This is a genomic window from Gemmobacter nanjingensis (assembly GCF_014652195.1).
GTDB classification, from domain to species: Bacteria; Pseudomonadota; Alphaproteobacteria; order Rhodobacterales; family Rhodobacteraceae; genus Gemmobacter; species Gemmobacter caeni.
Genome location: NZ_BMYI01000003.1, coordinates 99994 through 113724, shown reverse-complemented (window position 1 = coordinate 113724; position 13731 = coordinate 99994). Strand labels below are relative to the sequence as shown.

Below are 13731 nucleotides of genomic sequence, written 5' to 3'. Positions count from 1 at the left end.
GTTACAGCCCCTGACGCGGCGACGCCAGCAGGTGCAGGCGCAGCATCAGTCCGCGCAGGAGGCCGCCATGCGGCGCTTCGAGAATCTGTTTGGGCATGACCATGGGCGCCGAAACAGGTGTGCCGATGGCCTGCACCATACGCTCGACCTCGGCAGAGGAGAGGGGGGCGGTGTTTTGCATCACGCGTTGATCCATTGATAGAGCCAGGTTTCCGAAAGCTTCCTTCCGAAACCCGCAACATGGGCAACCAGTTCCACGGTCGCCCCTTCTTCTGCCTTCACATCCATCGCCAGCCGCCAGATGTCAGAACCCCAGACACGCTGGAAGCTCTGCGAGACGATCTCGCCGCCATGGACCGATACGACCGGCTCGACCGGCGCGTCAGCGGGCAGCGGGTCCAGCGGATCGCCGGTGAAATCCACCACGAACTTGCGGGTATTCTGGGCGCTTTCCACCCCCGAAACCCCGCCGACACCCGACCGCGTTTCCAGCACATGCGCCAGATCGGTCCGATCCTCGACCGGCAGATTGCCCCAGCGCAGGCGGTAGTTAAATTCGCGCGTGTCCCCGGCCTTGACCGAGCCTTCGGGCACCCAGAAGGCGACGATATTGTCGTTCACCTCAAGGTCCGACGGGATCTCAACCAGACGGACAACGCCCTTGCCCCAGTCCCCCAGCGGCTCCACCTCCAGAGAGGGGCGGCGCTCGTACCGGGCTTCGGCATCCTGATAATGCGCGAACTCTCGGTCGCGCTGATGAAGACCGAAGGCATGCGGGGTCGTTTCGGCGAAATGCGAACCTGCCAGACGGGGCGGGTTGCTGAGCGGACGCCAAAGCACATCGCCATCGGCGCGGGTAATGCGCAGGCCGTCGCTGTCGTGAACCTGCGGGCGGTAATCGTCAAAGGCGTGACGGTTGCGTTCCGAGAACAGATACATCGAGGTCAGTGGCGCCACGCCAAGCTGCACCACATCGGCCCGGAAGAACAGCCGCGCGGTCACATCCATCACCGTTTCCTCGCCGGGGGTGATGACGAAGCGGTAGGCCCCGGTCACGCTGGGCGAATCCAGCGCGGCGCAGACCGTGACGCTGCGCGCGCCCGGCGCCGGACGGTCGATCCAGAAGGCAGAGAAGCGCGGAAATTCCTCGGCCGTGTCGGTCGCGGTGTTCAGCGCCAGACCCCGGGCCGACAGGCCATAGGCCGATCCCTGACCGAGGGCACGGAAGTAGCTGGCGCCAAGGAAGGCGACCACTTCGTCCATCACATCCAGCCGGTTCAGCGGATAATGCAGGCGGAAGCCCGCGACACCCGGCATCACCTCGCCCGGCGGCACTTTGGCGGCCAGTTCGTTCAGGAAGCGGAAATCGTCGGTGGTAAACACCATCTCGCTGGCGTGGCCGTCGCGCACTTCGTAAAGGCGCACGGGTTCGGCAAACAGCCAGCCCATCGGGAAGGCATGAAGCTGGAACTGGCTGTCCTTGTCATCGTTCCAGCGTGCCTTTTCCGGATCGAAGCTGACCAGACGATAGTCATCATACTTCAGTCCGGCAAAGAAGCCGCTGATCTTTTCCGGCGCAGCATAGGGCAGGGCCGCCCGGTCCTGCATCTGGCGCGTCAGCATGTCGAAGCTGAATTGCTGTGGCGCAGCATCTGGGGCGGGGGTCGCAGCCTCCTGTGCGAAACCACGACCGGCAGCCGCCATGATGGCGCCCGAGGCAGCAGAGAGAATCAGAGCGCGGCGCGAGAGGGTGAGCTCGGCCGAAGAGCCAGGCAGCATAGCAAGAATTCCAAGAGATTCCGGGCACTCGGGACAGTGCCGCATTCGGGGTGCTATATCTGTGCCCGCGCGGGATTTGCAAGGTGTGCCGGTGACTTGGCCAGCCTATCAGCGCGAAATTGCCCGCCTGTTGCGCGGCCGCCTGCGGAGCCTTGCCGAAGCTGTGCAATTTGCAGGCGCAGAATGAAGATTTCCGGGGGGCGAGTGCGATGGCGCACTCTTGCCGGTCGGCTCCGGCGCGCCCTTTCCCGGGGGGGCGATTCTCTCCGTGGGCTCACCAGTGTGGCGGCTTCTGGTCGGCCAGCGGGATAGTGCCGCCCTCGGCCTCGCGTTCGGCCTCACGCTCCATCAGCAGACCGATGCGGCGGGCCATGATGTCCATTTCGCGGCTCTGGCGGACCACGATATCCGACAGATCCTCGACCATGCGCGCCAGATGGGCGAGTTGTTCTTCCAGCGTGGTGATCCTGTCCATGTCCGGCCTTTCCCTTCCCGCACTTGTCGCGCTGCCCCCCATCCGCTAAGGCAAACGCGATTGCAAGCGAGGCCATCCCCATGTCGAAGGACAAACCCGCCCGCCGCCCGAAGGCTGAACCTCCCAAGGGCTTCCGCGACTATTTCGGTGCCGAAGTCACCGAGCGCAAGGCGATGCTGGACCAGATCGCCGGGGTTTACCATGCCTATGGTTTCGATCCGCTGGAAACCAGCGCGGTCGAGACGGTCGAGGCGCTGGGCAAGTTCCTGCCCGATGTGGACCGCCCGAACGAAGGCGTGTTCGGCTGGCAGGACGAGGACGACCAATGGCTTGCCCTGCGCTATGACCTGACGGCGCCGCTGGCGCGGGTGGCGGCGCAGTTCAGGAATGATCTGCCTTCGCCCTACCGGCGCTATGCCATGGGCCCGGTCTGGCGCAATGAAAAGCCGGGTCCGGGGCGGTTCCGTCAGTTCTATCAATGCGATGCCGATACGGTGGGCAGCCCCACCGTCGCGGCGGATGCGGAAATCTGCGCCATGCTGTCGGACGCTTTGGAAGTGGTCGGCATTCCGCGCGGCGACTACATCGTGCGGGTCAATAACCGCAAGGTGCTGAACGGCGTGATGGAGGTTGCGGGCGTGCTGGACCCCAGCGACCCGACCCGCTTCGAGGCCGAACGCGGCATCGTGCTGCGCGCCATCGACAAGATCGACCGTCTGGGCGAGGCTGGCGTGCGCGCCCTGCTGGGCGCGGGTCGCAAAGATGAAAGCGGCGATTTCACCAGGGGCGCAGGGCTGTCGGACGAACAGGCCGAGGTGGTGATGGCCTTCATGGCCGCCAAGCGCGACACGGGTGCGGCTACAGCCGCGCGGCTGCGCGATCTGGTCGGTGGCTCCGTGATCGGCCTTGAGGGTGTTGGCGAGCTGGAAACCATGGCTGATCTGTTGGACGCACAGGGCTATGGCGCCGACCGTATCGTGATCGACCCCGGCGTGGTGCGGGGCCTTGGCTATTACACCGGCCCGGTTTTCGAGGCCGAACTGACCTTTGAGATCCTCGACGAAAAGGGCCGCAAGCGGCAGTTCGGTTCGGTCTCGGGCGGCGGGCGCTATGACGATCTGGTCAAGCGCTTCACCGGGCAGGCGGTGCCGGCGACCGGGGTTTCCATCGGGGTGGACCGTCTGCTGGCTGCGCTGCGCGCCAAGGGGCGGATGGGGCAGGCGGCGCAGGGGCCGGTTGTCGTGACCGTGATGGACCGCGACCGCATGGCCGATTACATGGCCATGGTGGGCGAACTGCGCCGCGCGGGCATCCGGGCCGAGATGTATCTGGGCAACCCGAAGAACTTTGGCAACCAGTTGAAATATGCCGACAAACGCGAAAGCCCGGTGGCGGTGATCCAGGGCGGCGACGAGGCGGCCAAGGGCACCGTGGTGCTGAAAGACCTGATCCTCGGGGCGAAGATCGCGCAAAGCGCCTCGCTGGAGGAATGGAAGGACCGGCCCGCGCAGGTCGAGGTCGCGCGCAGCGATCTGGTCAGCGCCGTGCGCCGGATGCTGGACCAATGACCATCAGCCCCGCCGCCCGCGTCGAGGCCGAGGCGCTGTTCGCGGCCTTCCGCGCCACCGGCGCCGCGCCGGTGGAGGCGGATGTGCTGCAACCCGCCGGCACCCTGTTGGACCTGTATGGCGAGGACATCCGCGCCCGCGCCTATGTCACGCAAGACCCGCTGCGCGGCGAAATGGTGCTGCGCCCCGATTTCACCGTGCCGGTGGTGCAGGCGCATATGTCGGGCGGGGCGGAACCGGCGCGCTATTGCTACATGGGCGAGGTGTTCCGAAAGCAGGACCATCTTGGCCCGCGCGCCAGTGAATATCTGCAAGTCGGGTTCGAGGTGTTTGATCGCGATGCACCCAAGGCCGATGCCGAGGTCTTTGCCCTTTTCGCCGGGCTGCTTGGCCCGCTCGGGTCGAAGGCGCTGACCGGCGACATCGGCATCCTGCTGGCGGCCATCGAGGGGCTGACCACCACACCGCGCCGCAAGGCCGCGCTGCGTCGTCATGTCTGGCGGCCGCGGCGCTTTCGCGCGCTGCTGGACCGTTTCGCGGGTCGCGCGCCGGTGTCCGAGGCACGGGCGCGTCTGCTCGGCCACCTGAAAACCGACAGTGCCGAGGCGCTGATGCAGGCCGCCGGGCCGTTGACCGGATTGCGCGGTGCCGATGAAATCGCTGACCGTGCCCGTGCGCTGATCGAGGATGCCGAGGCACCGCCGATTGCCGCGCCGGAGGCCGCGCTGCTTTATGATCTGCTGGGTCTTGCCGCCCCTGCGGATTCGGCGCTGGCGCATTTGCGCGGCATACAGCCCCTGATGCCCGCCATCGCCCCGGCAGTGGATCGGTTCGAGGCGCGGCTGGCCGCGCTGCGCGCCCATGGCATCGACACTGCCAGCCTGCCGTTCGAGGCGAGCCATGGCCGCACCACGCTCGAATATTACGACGGTTTCGTTTTCACCTTCCATGCCGGCGATGCGGAGGCGGAGACGCCGCCGCTGGCCTCGGGCGGGCGCTATGACGCGCTGACCGCGATTCTGGGTCAGGGCCGGTCCATCCCCGCCGTCGGCGGGATCATCCGGCCCGCGCTGGTGGCCGAACGGAAAGGGGCCTGAACCATGAGCCTCAAGATCGGGGTGCCGTCCAAGGGGCGGCTGATGGAAAAGACCTTCGACTGGTTCGGCGCACGTGGGGTGACCATGGTACGCACCGGGTCGGAGCGCGAATATGCCGGGGCGGTGGAAGGCATCGGGGGCGTGGAACTGGTGCTGCTGTCGGCGGGGGAGATCCCGCGCGAACTGGCAGCCGGGCGCATCCATCTGGGCGTTACCGGATCGGACCTCGTGCGCGACAAGCTGGCGGACTGGAACAAGCAGGTGGCCGAACTGGCGCCGCTGGGCTTTGGTCATGCGGACCTCATCATCGCGGTTCCGGCCTGCTGGATTGACGTTGATACGCTGGATGATCTGGATGCTGCTGCCAGCGCCTTTCGCGCGCGGCACGGCTTCCGCCTGCGCATCGCCACCAAATATCACCGTCTGGTGCGGGATTTCCTGACGGCGAATGGTGTGGCGGATTACCAGCTTGTCGATAGCCAGGGCGCGACCGAGGGCACGGTGAAGAACCTGACGGCCGAGGCGATCGCGGACATCACCTCGACCGGCGAGACGCTGCGCGCCAACCATCTGAAGATCCTGGCCGATGCGGTGATCCACCGCAGTCAGGCGACGCTGTTCCTGTCGCATCGCGCCGACTGGGGCGCGGAACGCGCGGTGCTGGAGGCGCTGGTGGCGAAGCTCGGGCTCAGCGCGCCCGCGCTTTCCGGCTGACCAACGCGACCCCGAAGGCGGCCAGCGCCATGCCGGCCCAGGAAAGCGGCGGCATGGCCTCGCCCAGCAGGGGCCATGCGAACAGGGCCGACAGCGCGGGGACAAGGTAGAACAGCGCCGAGACCCGCGCGACCTCGCCCACGCGGATCATCGCCAGCAGAAGCGTCATGGCCAGCAGCGAATTGCCGATCACCAGATAGGCCATGGCCCAGAGGAATTCGGCATCCCAGTTGATCGCCACGCTTTCGGTCGCCAGTGCCACGGGCAGGGTGCAGGCTGCGCCGACGGCATATTGGATCAGGTTCGATGTCACCGGATGGTGGCTGACCCCGAAGCGTTTCTCGTAAAGTGTGCCGCCGGTGATGCCCAGCAGGGCCACGAAGGTCAGCACCAGGCCGAGCGTGTTTTCAGCAGCCACTGCCGAACGGCCAAGGATCACCATGACCGATCCCGCCAGCCCCAGCGCAAGGCCGGTCCATGCCTTGCGGCCCAGCCGCTCGCCCACTGTCCACGGTGCGGCCAGCGCCACGAGGATCGGTTGCAGGCAGACGATGATCGCCACCCCGCCTGCCGAAACGCCCAGCTTGAAGGCCACATAGCACAGGCCGAAATAGACCACCTGAATGAGGAACCCGACCAGCGCCACATCCCCCGCCGCGCGCCAGCTTTTCGGCAGGGGCGGGCGCATCACCAGTGCCACGGGGATCAGTAGCGCCAGTACCAGCGAATAACGCAGCGCAAGGATGGTCAGTGGCGCGGCATGGGCGACGGCGATCTTGGCCACGGCGAAGCCCGCCGACCACAGGATCAGGAAGATGACGGGGGCGAGGATCAACCAGAGGGGACGGGTGCTTTGCATGGCCGCACCATCCTGTGCCACCCCGGTTTGCGCAAGCCGCAGCCGCGACATGCGGTGTCGGAAATGCCTTAACGCAACCCGATCTCGGCCAGGGCGCGCGCGAGGTCTTCGGGCAGGGCATCGTCCTGCGCGCGGCTTTTCGGCAGGTCGCGCGGGCTGTCTTCGGCGGTCAGATAGCGCCAGCCCTGAAACGGGCGGCGGGGCGCGGCCTCGGTGCGGATGACCTGCGGGTCCAGCAGCAGCGCACAGCGCGAGATGCCGTCGCCACCTTCCACACGCTCCAGCCCCAGAATGCGCTGGCGGGCCAGCACCTCGCCCTTGATGACCCAATAGAGCGAACCGCCCGCCAGAACCTCGGCCTCACGCTTGGGCCACATGCGGGTGACATGCACCGCCCGGCCTTCCGGCCAGCGATGGGCCTGCGATTGCTGCCAGTCCTCCAGATCCTCGACGGAATCGGCGCCGACGCAGAGTTTCAGAAGATTGACGAAATCGGCCACCTTGCCCCCCGTTGCTGATCCGCAGTTAGGACGATGATCCCGTCACGGCAAGCCCTTTGACGCTTCCGTCTGACAAGCGTATCCTGTAGGGCCTCCCCCCGCAGACCACCATATGAAGGAAAATCCGATGTCTCGATTCGCAGCACCCATTGCCGAGCAGATCTGGGACATGAAATACCGGCTGAAACAGGCGGATGGCACGCCGGTGGACGGTTCGGTCGAGGATACCTGGCGCCGCATCGCGCGGTCGCTGGCTGAGGTGGAAAAAGACCCGGCGCTGTGGGAAGAGCGATTCTATTCCGCGCTTGAAGGTTTCAAATATCTGCCCGCCGGGCGGATTACCGCCGGTGCGGGCACCGGCCGCAGCGTCACTTTGTTCAACTGCTTTGTCATGGGCACCGTGCCGGACAGCATGTCGGGCATTTTCGACGCGCTGAAGGAAGCCGCGCTGACCATGCAGCAGGGCGGCGGGATCGGCTATGATTTCTCGACCATCCGCCCGCGCGGCGCCGAGGTGAAGGGCGTCGCTGCCGATGCCTCCGGCCCGCTGTCGTTCATGGATGTGTGGGATGCGATGTGCCGCACCATCATGTCGGCCGGTTCGCGTCGGGGCGCGATGATGGCCACCATGCGCTGTGACCACCCGGATGTGGAGGCCTTCATCGAGGCCAAGAAAGACCCGGCCCGCCTGCGAATGTTCAACCTGTCGGTTCTGGTCACCGATGCCTTCATGGATGCGGTGAAGGCTGATGGCCCATGGGAGCTGCAATTCGGCGGCAAGGTCTATCACACGGTTCAGGCGCGCGATCTGTGGAACAAGATCATGCGCAACACCTATGATTTCGCAGAACCCGGCGTCATCTTCATCGACCGCATCAACAAGATGAACAATCTTGGCTATGTGGAAACCATCGCCGCGACCAACCCCTGCGGGGAACAGCCGCTGCCGCCCTATGGCGCCTGCCTGCTGGGGTCGGTCAATCTTGCGACGCTGGTGACGGACCCTTTCACGCCGAAAGCAAAGCTTGATCCGGTCGCGCTGGATGAACTGGTCCGCCTTTCGGTGCGGATGATGGACAATGTGGTGGACGCCAGCCGCTTCCCGCTGGAACAGCAGGCGCTTGAGGCGCGCAACAAGCGCCGCATCGGGCTGGGCGTGACCGGCCTCGCGGATGCCCTGCTGATGCTGGGCCTGCGCTATGGCAGCACCGAGGCTGCGGCGCAGACCGAAGCCTGGATGAAGGCCATTGCCCGCGCCTCCTACCTCGCCTCGGTCGATCTGGCGAAAGAGAAAGGGCCCTTCCCGCTGTTCGATGCCGAGGGATATCTGGCCTCCGGCAACATGATGCAGATGGATGAGGATGTGCGCGAGGCGATCCGCACGCATGGCATCCGCAATGCCCTGCTGACCTCCATTGCGCCTACCGGCACCATCTCGCTTTACGCGGGCAACGTCTCGTCCGGGATCGAGCCGGTCTTTGCCTATGCCTACAAGCGCAAGGTCTTGCAGAAAGACGGCTCGCGCACCGAGGAAGAGGTGGTCGATTACGCGGTGAAGCTGTGGCGCGATCTGAAGGGCGATGCGGCCCTGCCGGATTATTTTGTCAACGCTCAGACCCTGCCGCCGCTGGATCATGTGCGCATGCAGGCCGCCGCGCAGAAATGGATCGACTCGTCGATCTCCAAAACCATCAACTGCCCCGAGGACATCAGCTTTGACGATTTCAAGGAGGTCTACATGGCCGCCTGGGATCAGGGCTGCAAGGGCTGCACCACCTACCGTCCGAATGCGGTGACGGGTTCCGTGCTGACCGTTTCGGAAAGCAGCGAAAAGACCCCGGCCGAGGCACATGCCCCGGTCGAGGGCGGCGAGGTGGTCTATCTGTCCGAGCCGCTGGATCGCCCGGCCGCGCTGGAGGGGCAGACCTACAAGGTGAAATGGCCGGGCAGCGAACACGCGCTTTACATCACCATCAACGACATCGTCATTGCGAACCATCGCCGCCCGTTCGAGGTTTTCATCAATTCCAAGAACATGGAGCATTTCGCCTGGACCGTGGCGCTGACCCGGATGATTTCGGCGGTGTTCCGGCGTGGTGGCGATGTGTCCTTCGTGGTGGAGGAGTTGAAAGCCGTATTCGACCCGCGCGGCGGTGCCTGGATGGAAGGGCGCTACATTCCCTCGATCCTCGCGGCGATCGGCGGCGTGATCGAACGCCACCTCATCTCCATCGGCTTCATCGAGGGCGAGGGCATGGGCCTGAAATCCGACCCCAAGGCCGAAGTCGTCGCCATCGGCGGCCGCCCCGGCAAGTCCTGCGACAGCTGTGGCAGCTATGACCTGCGCATGGTCGAAGGCTGCATGACCTGCGGCAGCTGTGGCCAGAGCAAGTGTGGCTGAAACAAGGTTTTGTGGTTGTTGTTGTGAGGCCCGCTAAATCTTGTCCATTTCCGGGGTAATTGGTCCATTCCGGCACAGGATTAATGACCACCGGCTGCGCTGCAGTCGGTGGTTTCTTTTTATATCAATGGCTTGCACGTTTGACTGATTTGCGACCTTTGATGCGCAGTTGCAGCGCTCCGTCCTGGTGGGTGCTGTTGACGGCCTGACGCGCTTTCGGCATCCCTCAGGGCCAATCCGGCCGGGTTCTTTCCAACTTCCCCCTCGTGCAGAGCGTCTGCCCGAGGGCATGGCGCAACGCGCCTGAAAGGACCTCCATGACGAAGATCAAGTTCATCGATGCCCGCATCGCCGATCCCGACGAGGACGAGTTCGCCCTCAAGCGCCGCTTCGAGTGGCACCTGCGCAAGCTCCGTGCGCTCTGAGACGGGGTGTCTCCGAAGGTGCCGGGAGACTTTGAAGATGAGTTGCGCTGGAACGAGGACCTTATCGCGGTGCATCTCTCGGAGAAGGATCGGACCAAGGTCTTGCGCCGCGCGCGTCGGGTGAGTTTCCGTCCATGGCTGCCCCCCGGCTGGACGGCGGTGCGATTTTCTCTGTGGTGGCATGGAAGCCGGATCACGGTGTGTATCAGGCAGGAAGATGCGACCTTCCTTCTGGAACCCGGCCCTGTGTCCCGCCTGACCATCTGCGTCGAAAATCGGGAAATCAATCTGGAAACCGGGCATGTCGTCACGGTTTCCCTCTGCCCGGAGGCAGCGGCGTGACCCTTCTGAAAGGTGTGATTTTCGATCTGGACGGCGTGATCGCCGACACCGTGCCCGCCCATTACGCCGCCTGGAAGCGGATGTTCGAAGAAGAGGGCTATGCCTTTGACGACCAAGTCTATCATGACAAGGTGGACGGGCGCCGCAGGTTTGACGGTGCGCGGGCGGTGATGGTGGATGCGACGCCAGACCGCGTCAGCGCAGCCGCCGCGCGCAAGGATGCCTATTTCCTGGCGCAGATCGAGCAGGGGCAATTCGAGGTCTTTGCCGACACGCTCGATTTCCTGCGGGCCTGCCGCGCAGAGGGGATTGTGCTTGCGACAGCCTCCAGCAGCCGCAACGTCCGCCTCGTGCTGGAAAAGGCAGGGATTGCTGATGAATTTGCGGCGATCGTCGGAGGCGACGATGTTGCCAATGGGAAACCCAATCCCGATATTTTTCTGCTGGCGGCTGAACGGCTTGGAATGGCGTCAGACGCCTGCATTGTCATTGAAGATGCGATCTCGGGCGTTGCCGCCGCCAAGACCGGCGGGTTTTTCTGCATCGGGATCGACCGCAGCGGGCAAAGCCAACGCCTTGCCGGGGCCGATCTGATCGTCGCGAGCCTCTCAGAGCTGCGGCCCTGTGAAATTGAGAAACTCATGAAGAAATGAGCGCACAGGGCAGGCGGTTGCTCCGAAGCGGGCAATCAACGTCAGGTGCGGCGAAACGCGGCTGCGAGTGTCGCTGGTCCCGCACCTCTGATGCCGGCATTCTTTCTGAATGGCCGCCTCGGCGAGGCAGCTATATCGAACTGGCGGCAGGGGATCAGGGGGCGCCAGAACTGAACAAACAGGAATGGCCCTCCGGGGCGCGTTTTTCGAACGTCATCCGGCAGTCCCGGCACGCCAGTCGGTGACGTCGGGATAATACCGGCGGCGCCATGCCCGGACGCGCGGGTTCATCCGGCGCCGCCAGAGCGGTGGGATCATCGCCAGAACGCCCATCGCGGGATATCCCATCGGCAGCATCGGCGCTTCGTCGGCGGAATAGGTTTGCAGCAGCGGGAAGCGCCGGTCGGGCTTGTAATGGTGGTCGGAATGGCGTTGCAGGTTGATCAGCAGCCAGTTTGACGCCTTATGCGGGGCGTTCCAGCTGTGATGTGGACGGACGGGTTCGTATTTGCCGCCCGGAAGCTGCCGCCGCGTCAGCCCGTAATGCTCGATGTAGTTGGTCAGCTCCAGCTGCCAGACCGCGAAGAAGGCCTGAAGCAAGAACAGCACCAGCCCTGCCCAGCCGCCGACCAGCCAGGCCAGCGCCAGCGCCGCCAGTTGCAGCCCGCCGTAGCGCCAGAACGGGTTAGACGGATGCCAGACCGGGCGGCCCGCGCGGGCGAGCTTTTCCTTTTCCGCCACCCAGGCCGAAGCCGGGCATTCGCGCAGCACACGCCAGAAGAAGCGGTGGAACCCCTCGTTATACCGCGCCGTCACCGCGTCGCGCGGGGTGCCGACATAGCGGTGATGCACCAGCAGATGCTCGGTGCGGAAATGGCTGTAAAGCACGGTCGCCAGCAGCAGATCGGCCAGCCAGCGCTCGACCCGGTTGCTTTGGTGCATCAGCTCATGCGCATAGACGATCCCGATGGTGCCCGAGGCGACGCCGACGCCGAACATCAGCGCCACCTGTTCCGGCACCGACAGCCCGCCGGAACGGGTGATCCACCAGATCGAGCCATAGATGATCAGCGCCTGAAGCGGCAGCCAGATCAGCGTGATGGCGCGATACCAGAACAGGTCTGCCTCTTCGGTCTGCGGATCGGGGTTTTCCTCGCTCCGGCCCAGCAGCAGGTCCAGAAATGTCGTCAGCGTCCAGGCGTAGGCGGGCATCAGAGCCACGGTCCAGCCTCCTTGCGTGACGCCGATCATCACCAGCGGCACGAGGCCCAGCGACAGCCAGAAGGGCAGAGCGTTGCGAAAATCGGCGATGTTGCGCATGGGGGCCTCCGTCGCGGCGGAGTGTAGGCGGGCGCCGGGGCGGGCTCAACCACCCGTGATGTCGCGGGGCACGAGATCCCAGCCCTTGCGCATGACCGTGGGCAGGGCGGCGGGGCGAAAGGCGGCGCGCGGCAGGAAGGTGCCGCGCTCCGGCTGCGCTTCGGTCACCGCAGTCAATATCTCCAGCACCAGATGGAAATGGGTGAAGGTGTGGCGCACCTCGCCCACGCGCTGCCAGTCGGCCTTCAGAGGGGCAGGGGCAGTGGAACCATCCCAGCCAGAGGTTGGAAAGCCCGCCATGCCGCCCAGCAGCCCGGATTGCGGGCGCTCCTCCAGCAGCACCGCGCCATCGGGGCGCAGGGCGATCCAAAGCACGCCTTCGCGCTGCGGTTTCGCGGGCTTCTGGGTCTTACGCGGCAGTTCGGCCTGTACCCCTGCCGCGCGGGCCGTGCATTCTGTGCTCAGCGGGCAGATCGCACAGGCCGGGTTGCGAGGTGTGCAGATTGTGGCACCAAGGTCCATCACCGCCTGCGCATAGTCGCCGGGACGTTCCGCGGGCGTCAGCCGTGCGGCGTGGGCCACCAGAACAGGTTTCGCACCGGGCAGCGGCTCCTCCACCTGGAACAGCCGTGCCATTACCCGTTCGACATTTCCATCCACCACCGTCTCGGCCCGGTCAAAGGCGATGGAGGCCACCGCCGCTGCCGTATAGGGGCCAACACCGGGCAGCGACAGCAGCCCCTCGCGCGTGTCGGGAAAGCGCCCGCCGTGATCGGTCGCCACGGCGCGGGCGCATTTCAGCAGGTTGCGGGCGCGGGCGTAATAGCCAAGACCGGCCCATTCGGCCATGACCTCGGCATCTTCCGCAGCCGCCAGCGCCGCCACGTCCGGCCAGCGCGCGGTGAAACGGTGGAAATAATCGCGCACCGCCGCCACGGTGGTCTGTTGCAGCATCACCTCGGACAGCCAGACGCGGTAGGGGTCGGCCTGCGCCCCGGCGGCGCGGTCGGCGGGCGAGACGCGCCAGGGCATGATCCGGTGGTGCCGGTCATACCAGGCCAGAAGCAGCGCCTGCACGGTGGCGGGATCGGTCATGCGCTGCGTGGCTCAGGCCAGGTGCGGGCGAAACTGCGCCACGACTTCTTCATAGACCGCGCGCTTGAAGGGAACGATGGCGGCGACCATCGCATCGGCATGTGTCCATTGCCAGCGGTCGAACTCGGGGTGTTCGGTGGCGATATTCACCTGATCGTCGCGGCCCAGATAGCGGAACAGAAACCATTTCTGCTTTTGCCCGCGATATTTGCCCCCCCAGACCTTGCCCAGAAGCTCGGGCGGCAGGTCATAGGTGACCCAGCCGTCGGACTTGGCGACGAATTCCACCAGATCCTCGGTTATGCCGGTTTCTTCCCACAATTCGCGCAGCGCGGCCTTGCGGGGCTTTTCGCCCTCGTCGATGCCCCCCTGCGGCATCTGCCAGGCGGCACTGGTGCTGTCCTTGCGGTTGCCGGTGAAAATCAGCCCGTCGGGATTGATCAGCACGACGCCCACACAGGGGCGATAGGGCAGGGAAGCGGGATCTGTCGCCATGATGTATC

Annotated in this window: 14 protein-coding genes; 6 read left to right on the top strand and 8 right to left on the bottom strand. The window is 65.2% G+C overall.

The genetic code is table 11. The features are described 5' to 3' along the window. Nucleotide 1: 1 nt before the first annotated feature. From IE126_RS08265 to IE126_RS08255, 3 genes are all read right to left on the bottom strand, one after another. Nucleotides 2–181 carry a hypothetical protein gene (locus IE126_RS08265; RefSeq protein ID WP_145693593.1) on the bottom strand — a complete coding sequence of 60 codons (180 nt, stop codon included), beginning with the start codon at nt 179–181 and terminating at the stop codon, nt 2–4. Further along, nucleotides 181–1779 (bottom strand): glucan biosynthesis protein, encoded by a 1599-nt coding sequence (locus IE126_RS08260; RefSeq protein WP_189380697.1) that lies wholly within the window; start codon nt 1777–1779, stop codon nt 181–183. The genes IE126_RS08265 and IE126_RS08260 overlap by 1 nt, the downstream gene beginning before the upstream one ends. 274 nt (nt 1780–2053) lie before the next feature. Beyond that, nucleotides 2054–2254, bottom strand: coding sequence for a SlyX family protein (locus tag IE126_RS08255; protein ID WP_082401090.1), 201 nt, complete (start codon nt 2252–2254; stop codon nt 2054–2056). An 80-nt stretch (nt 2255–2334) separates the two neighbouring features. On the opposite strand from IE126_RS08255, the gene hisS reads away from it, so the two are divergent. Genes hisS through hisG form a run of 3 tightly spaced genes read left to right on the top strand, consistent with a single transcriptional unit; the run spans nt 2335 to nt 5633 of the window. Further along, nucleotides 2335–3822 carry a histidine--tRNA ligase gene (gene hisS, locus IE126_RS08250; protein ID WP_189380696.1) on the top strand — a complete coding sequence of 496 codons (1488 nt, stop codon included), beginning with the start codon at nt 2335–2337 and terminating at the stop codon, nt 3820–3822. Continuing rightward, nucleotides 3819–4919: an ATP phosphoribosyltransferase regulatory subunit gene (locus IE126_RS08245; protein WP_189380695.1), complete on the top strand. Its 1101-nt coding sequence runs from the start codon at nt 3819–3821 to the stop codon at nt 4917–4919. The genes hisS and IE126_RS08245 overlap by 4 nt, the downstream gene beginning before the upstream one ends. A gap of 3 nt (nt 4920–4922) precedes the next feature. Next, a complete protein-coding gene (gene hisG / locus IE126_RS08240; protein WP_189380694.1) occupies nt 4923–5633 on the top strand; it encodes an ATP phosphoribosyltransferase in 711 nt (236 codons plus the stop codon). On the opposite strand, the gene IE126_RS08235 is transcribed toward hisG, so the two are convergent. Together IE126_RS08235 and IE126_RS08230 are read right to left on the bottom strand one after the other, a co-directional pair. Continuing rightward, on the bottom strand, nt 5608–6492 hold the full coding sequence (locus tag IE126_RS08235; protein WP_189380693.1) for a DMT family transporter: 885 nt from the start codon (nt 6490–6492) through the stop codon (nt 5608–5610). The two genes, hisG and IE126_RS08235, sit on opposite strands and share 26 nt — an antisense overlap. A 68-nt stretch (nt 6493–6560) precedes the next feature. Further along, nucleotides 6561–6992, bottom strand: a complete 432-nt coding sequence (locus IE126_RS08230) for a DUF1489 family protein (RefSeq protein ID WP_189380692.1) — start codon at nt 6990–6992, stop codon at nt 6561–6563. A gap of 127 nt (nt 6993–7119) precedes the next feature. Between IE126_RS08230 and IE126_RS08225 the strand changes: the two genes are divergently transcribed. From IE126_RS08225 to IE126_RS08215, 3 genes are all read left to right on the top strand, one after another. Then, nucleotides 7120–9393 carry an adenosylcobalamin-dependent ribonucleoside-diphosphate reductase gene (locus IE126_RS08225; RefSeq protein ID WP_189380691.1) on the top strand — a complete coding sequence of 758 codons (2274 nt, stop codon included), beginning with the start codon at nt 7120–7122 and terminating at the stop codon, nt 9391–9393. A gap of 431 nt (nt 9394–9824) precedes the next feature. After that, nucleotides 9825–10160, top strand: coding sequence for a glycosyl hydrolase family 65 protein (locus IE126_RS26370; protein WP_189380690.1), 336 nt, complete (start codon nt 9825–9827; stop codon nt 10158–10160). Next, the gene (locus tag IE126_RS08215) at nt 10157–10813 is read left to right on the top strand and encodes an HAD family hydrolase (protein ID WP_189380689.1); all 657 of its coding nucleotides are present in this window, start codon (nt 10157–10159) and stop codon (nt 10811–10813) included. The genes IE126_RS26370 and IE126_RS08215 overlap by 4 nt, the downstream gene beginning before the upstream one ends. A gap of 213 nt (nt 10814–11026) precedes the next feature. On the opposite strand, the gene IE126_RS08210 is transcribed toward IE126_RS08215, so the two are convergent. From IE126_RS08210 to IE126_RS08200, 3 genes are read right to left on the bottom strand one after another with little or no spacing between them, the layout of a single operon-like run. Continuing rightward, nucleotides 11027–12133: an alkane 1-monooxygenase gene (locus IE126_RS08210; RefSeq protein WP_189380688.1), complete on the bottom strand. Its 1107-nt coding sequence runs from the start codon at nt 12131–12133 to the stop codon at nt 11027–11029. A gap of 45 nt (nt 12134–12178) precedes the next feature. Then, nucleotides 12179–13228: an A/G-specific adenine glycosylase gene (gene mutY / locus IE126_RS08205; RefSeq protein ID WP_108128479.1), complete on the bottom strand. Its 1050-nt coding sequence runs from the start codon at nt 13226–13228 to the stop codon at nt 12179–12181. 12 nt (nt 13229–13240) lie between these two features. Further along, on the bottom strand, nt 13241–13723 hold the full coding sequence (locus IE126_RS08200) for an RNA pyrophosphohydrolase (protein ID WP_189380687.1): 483 nt from the start codon (nt 13721–13723) through the stop codon (nt 13241–13243). Between the last annotated feature and the right edge of the window lie 8 nt (nt 13724–13731).

Coding starts and splice junctions, on each gene's coding strand:
- IE126_RS08265 (WP_145693593.1), bottom strand. CDS start 181: ATGCAAAACACCGCCCCCCTCTCCTCTGCCGAGGTCGAGCGTATGGTG.
- IE126_RS08260 (WP_189380697.1), bottom strand. CDS start 1,779: ATGCTGCCTGGCTCTTCGGCCGAGCTCACCCTCTCGCGCCGCGCTCTG.
- IE126_RS08255 (WP_082401090.1), bottom strand. CDS start 2,254: ATGGACAGGATCACCACGCTGGAAGAACAACTCGCCCATCTGGCGCGC.
- hisS (WP_189380696.1), top strand. CDS start 2,335: ATGTCGAAGGACAAACCCGCCCGCCGCCCGAAGGCTGAACCTCCCAAG.
- IE126_RS08245 (WP_189380695.1), top strand. CDS start 3,819: ATGACCATCAGCCCCGCCGCCCGCGTCGAGGCCGAGGCGCTGTTCGCG.
- hisG (WP_189380694.1), top strand. CDS start 4,923: ATGAGCCTCAAGATCGGGGTGCCGTCCAAGGGGCGGCTGATGGAAAAG.
- IE126_RS08235 (WP_189380693.1), bottom strand. CDS start 6,492: ATGCAAAGCACCCGTCCCCTCTGGTTGATCCTCGCCCCCGTCATCTTC.
- IE126_RS08225 (WP_189380691.1), top strand. CDS start 7,120: ATGTCTCGATTCGCAGCACCCATTGCCGAGCAGATCTGGGACATGAAA.
- IE126_RS08210 (WP_189380688.1), bottom strand. CDS start 12,133: ATGCGCAACATCGCCGATTTTCGCAACGCTCTGCCCTTCTGGCTGTCG.
- mutY (WP_108128479.1), bottom strand. CDS start 13,228: ATGACCGATCCCGCCACCGTGCAGGCGCTGCTTCTGGCCTGGTATGAC.
- IE126_RS08200 (WP_189380687.1), bottom strand. CDS start 13,723: ATGGCGACAGATCCCGCTTCCCTGCCCTATCGCCCCTGTGTGGGCGTC.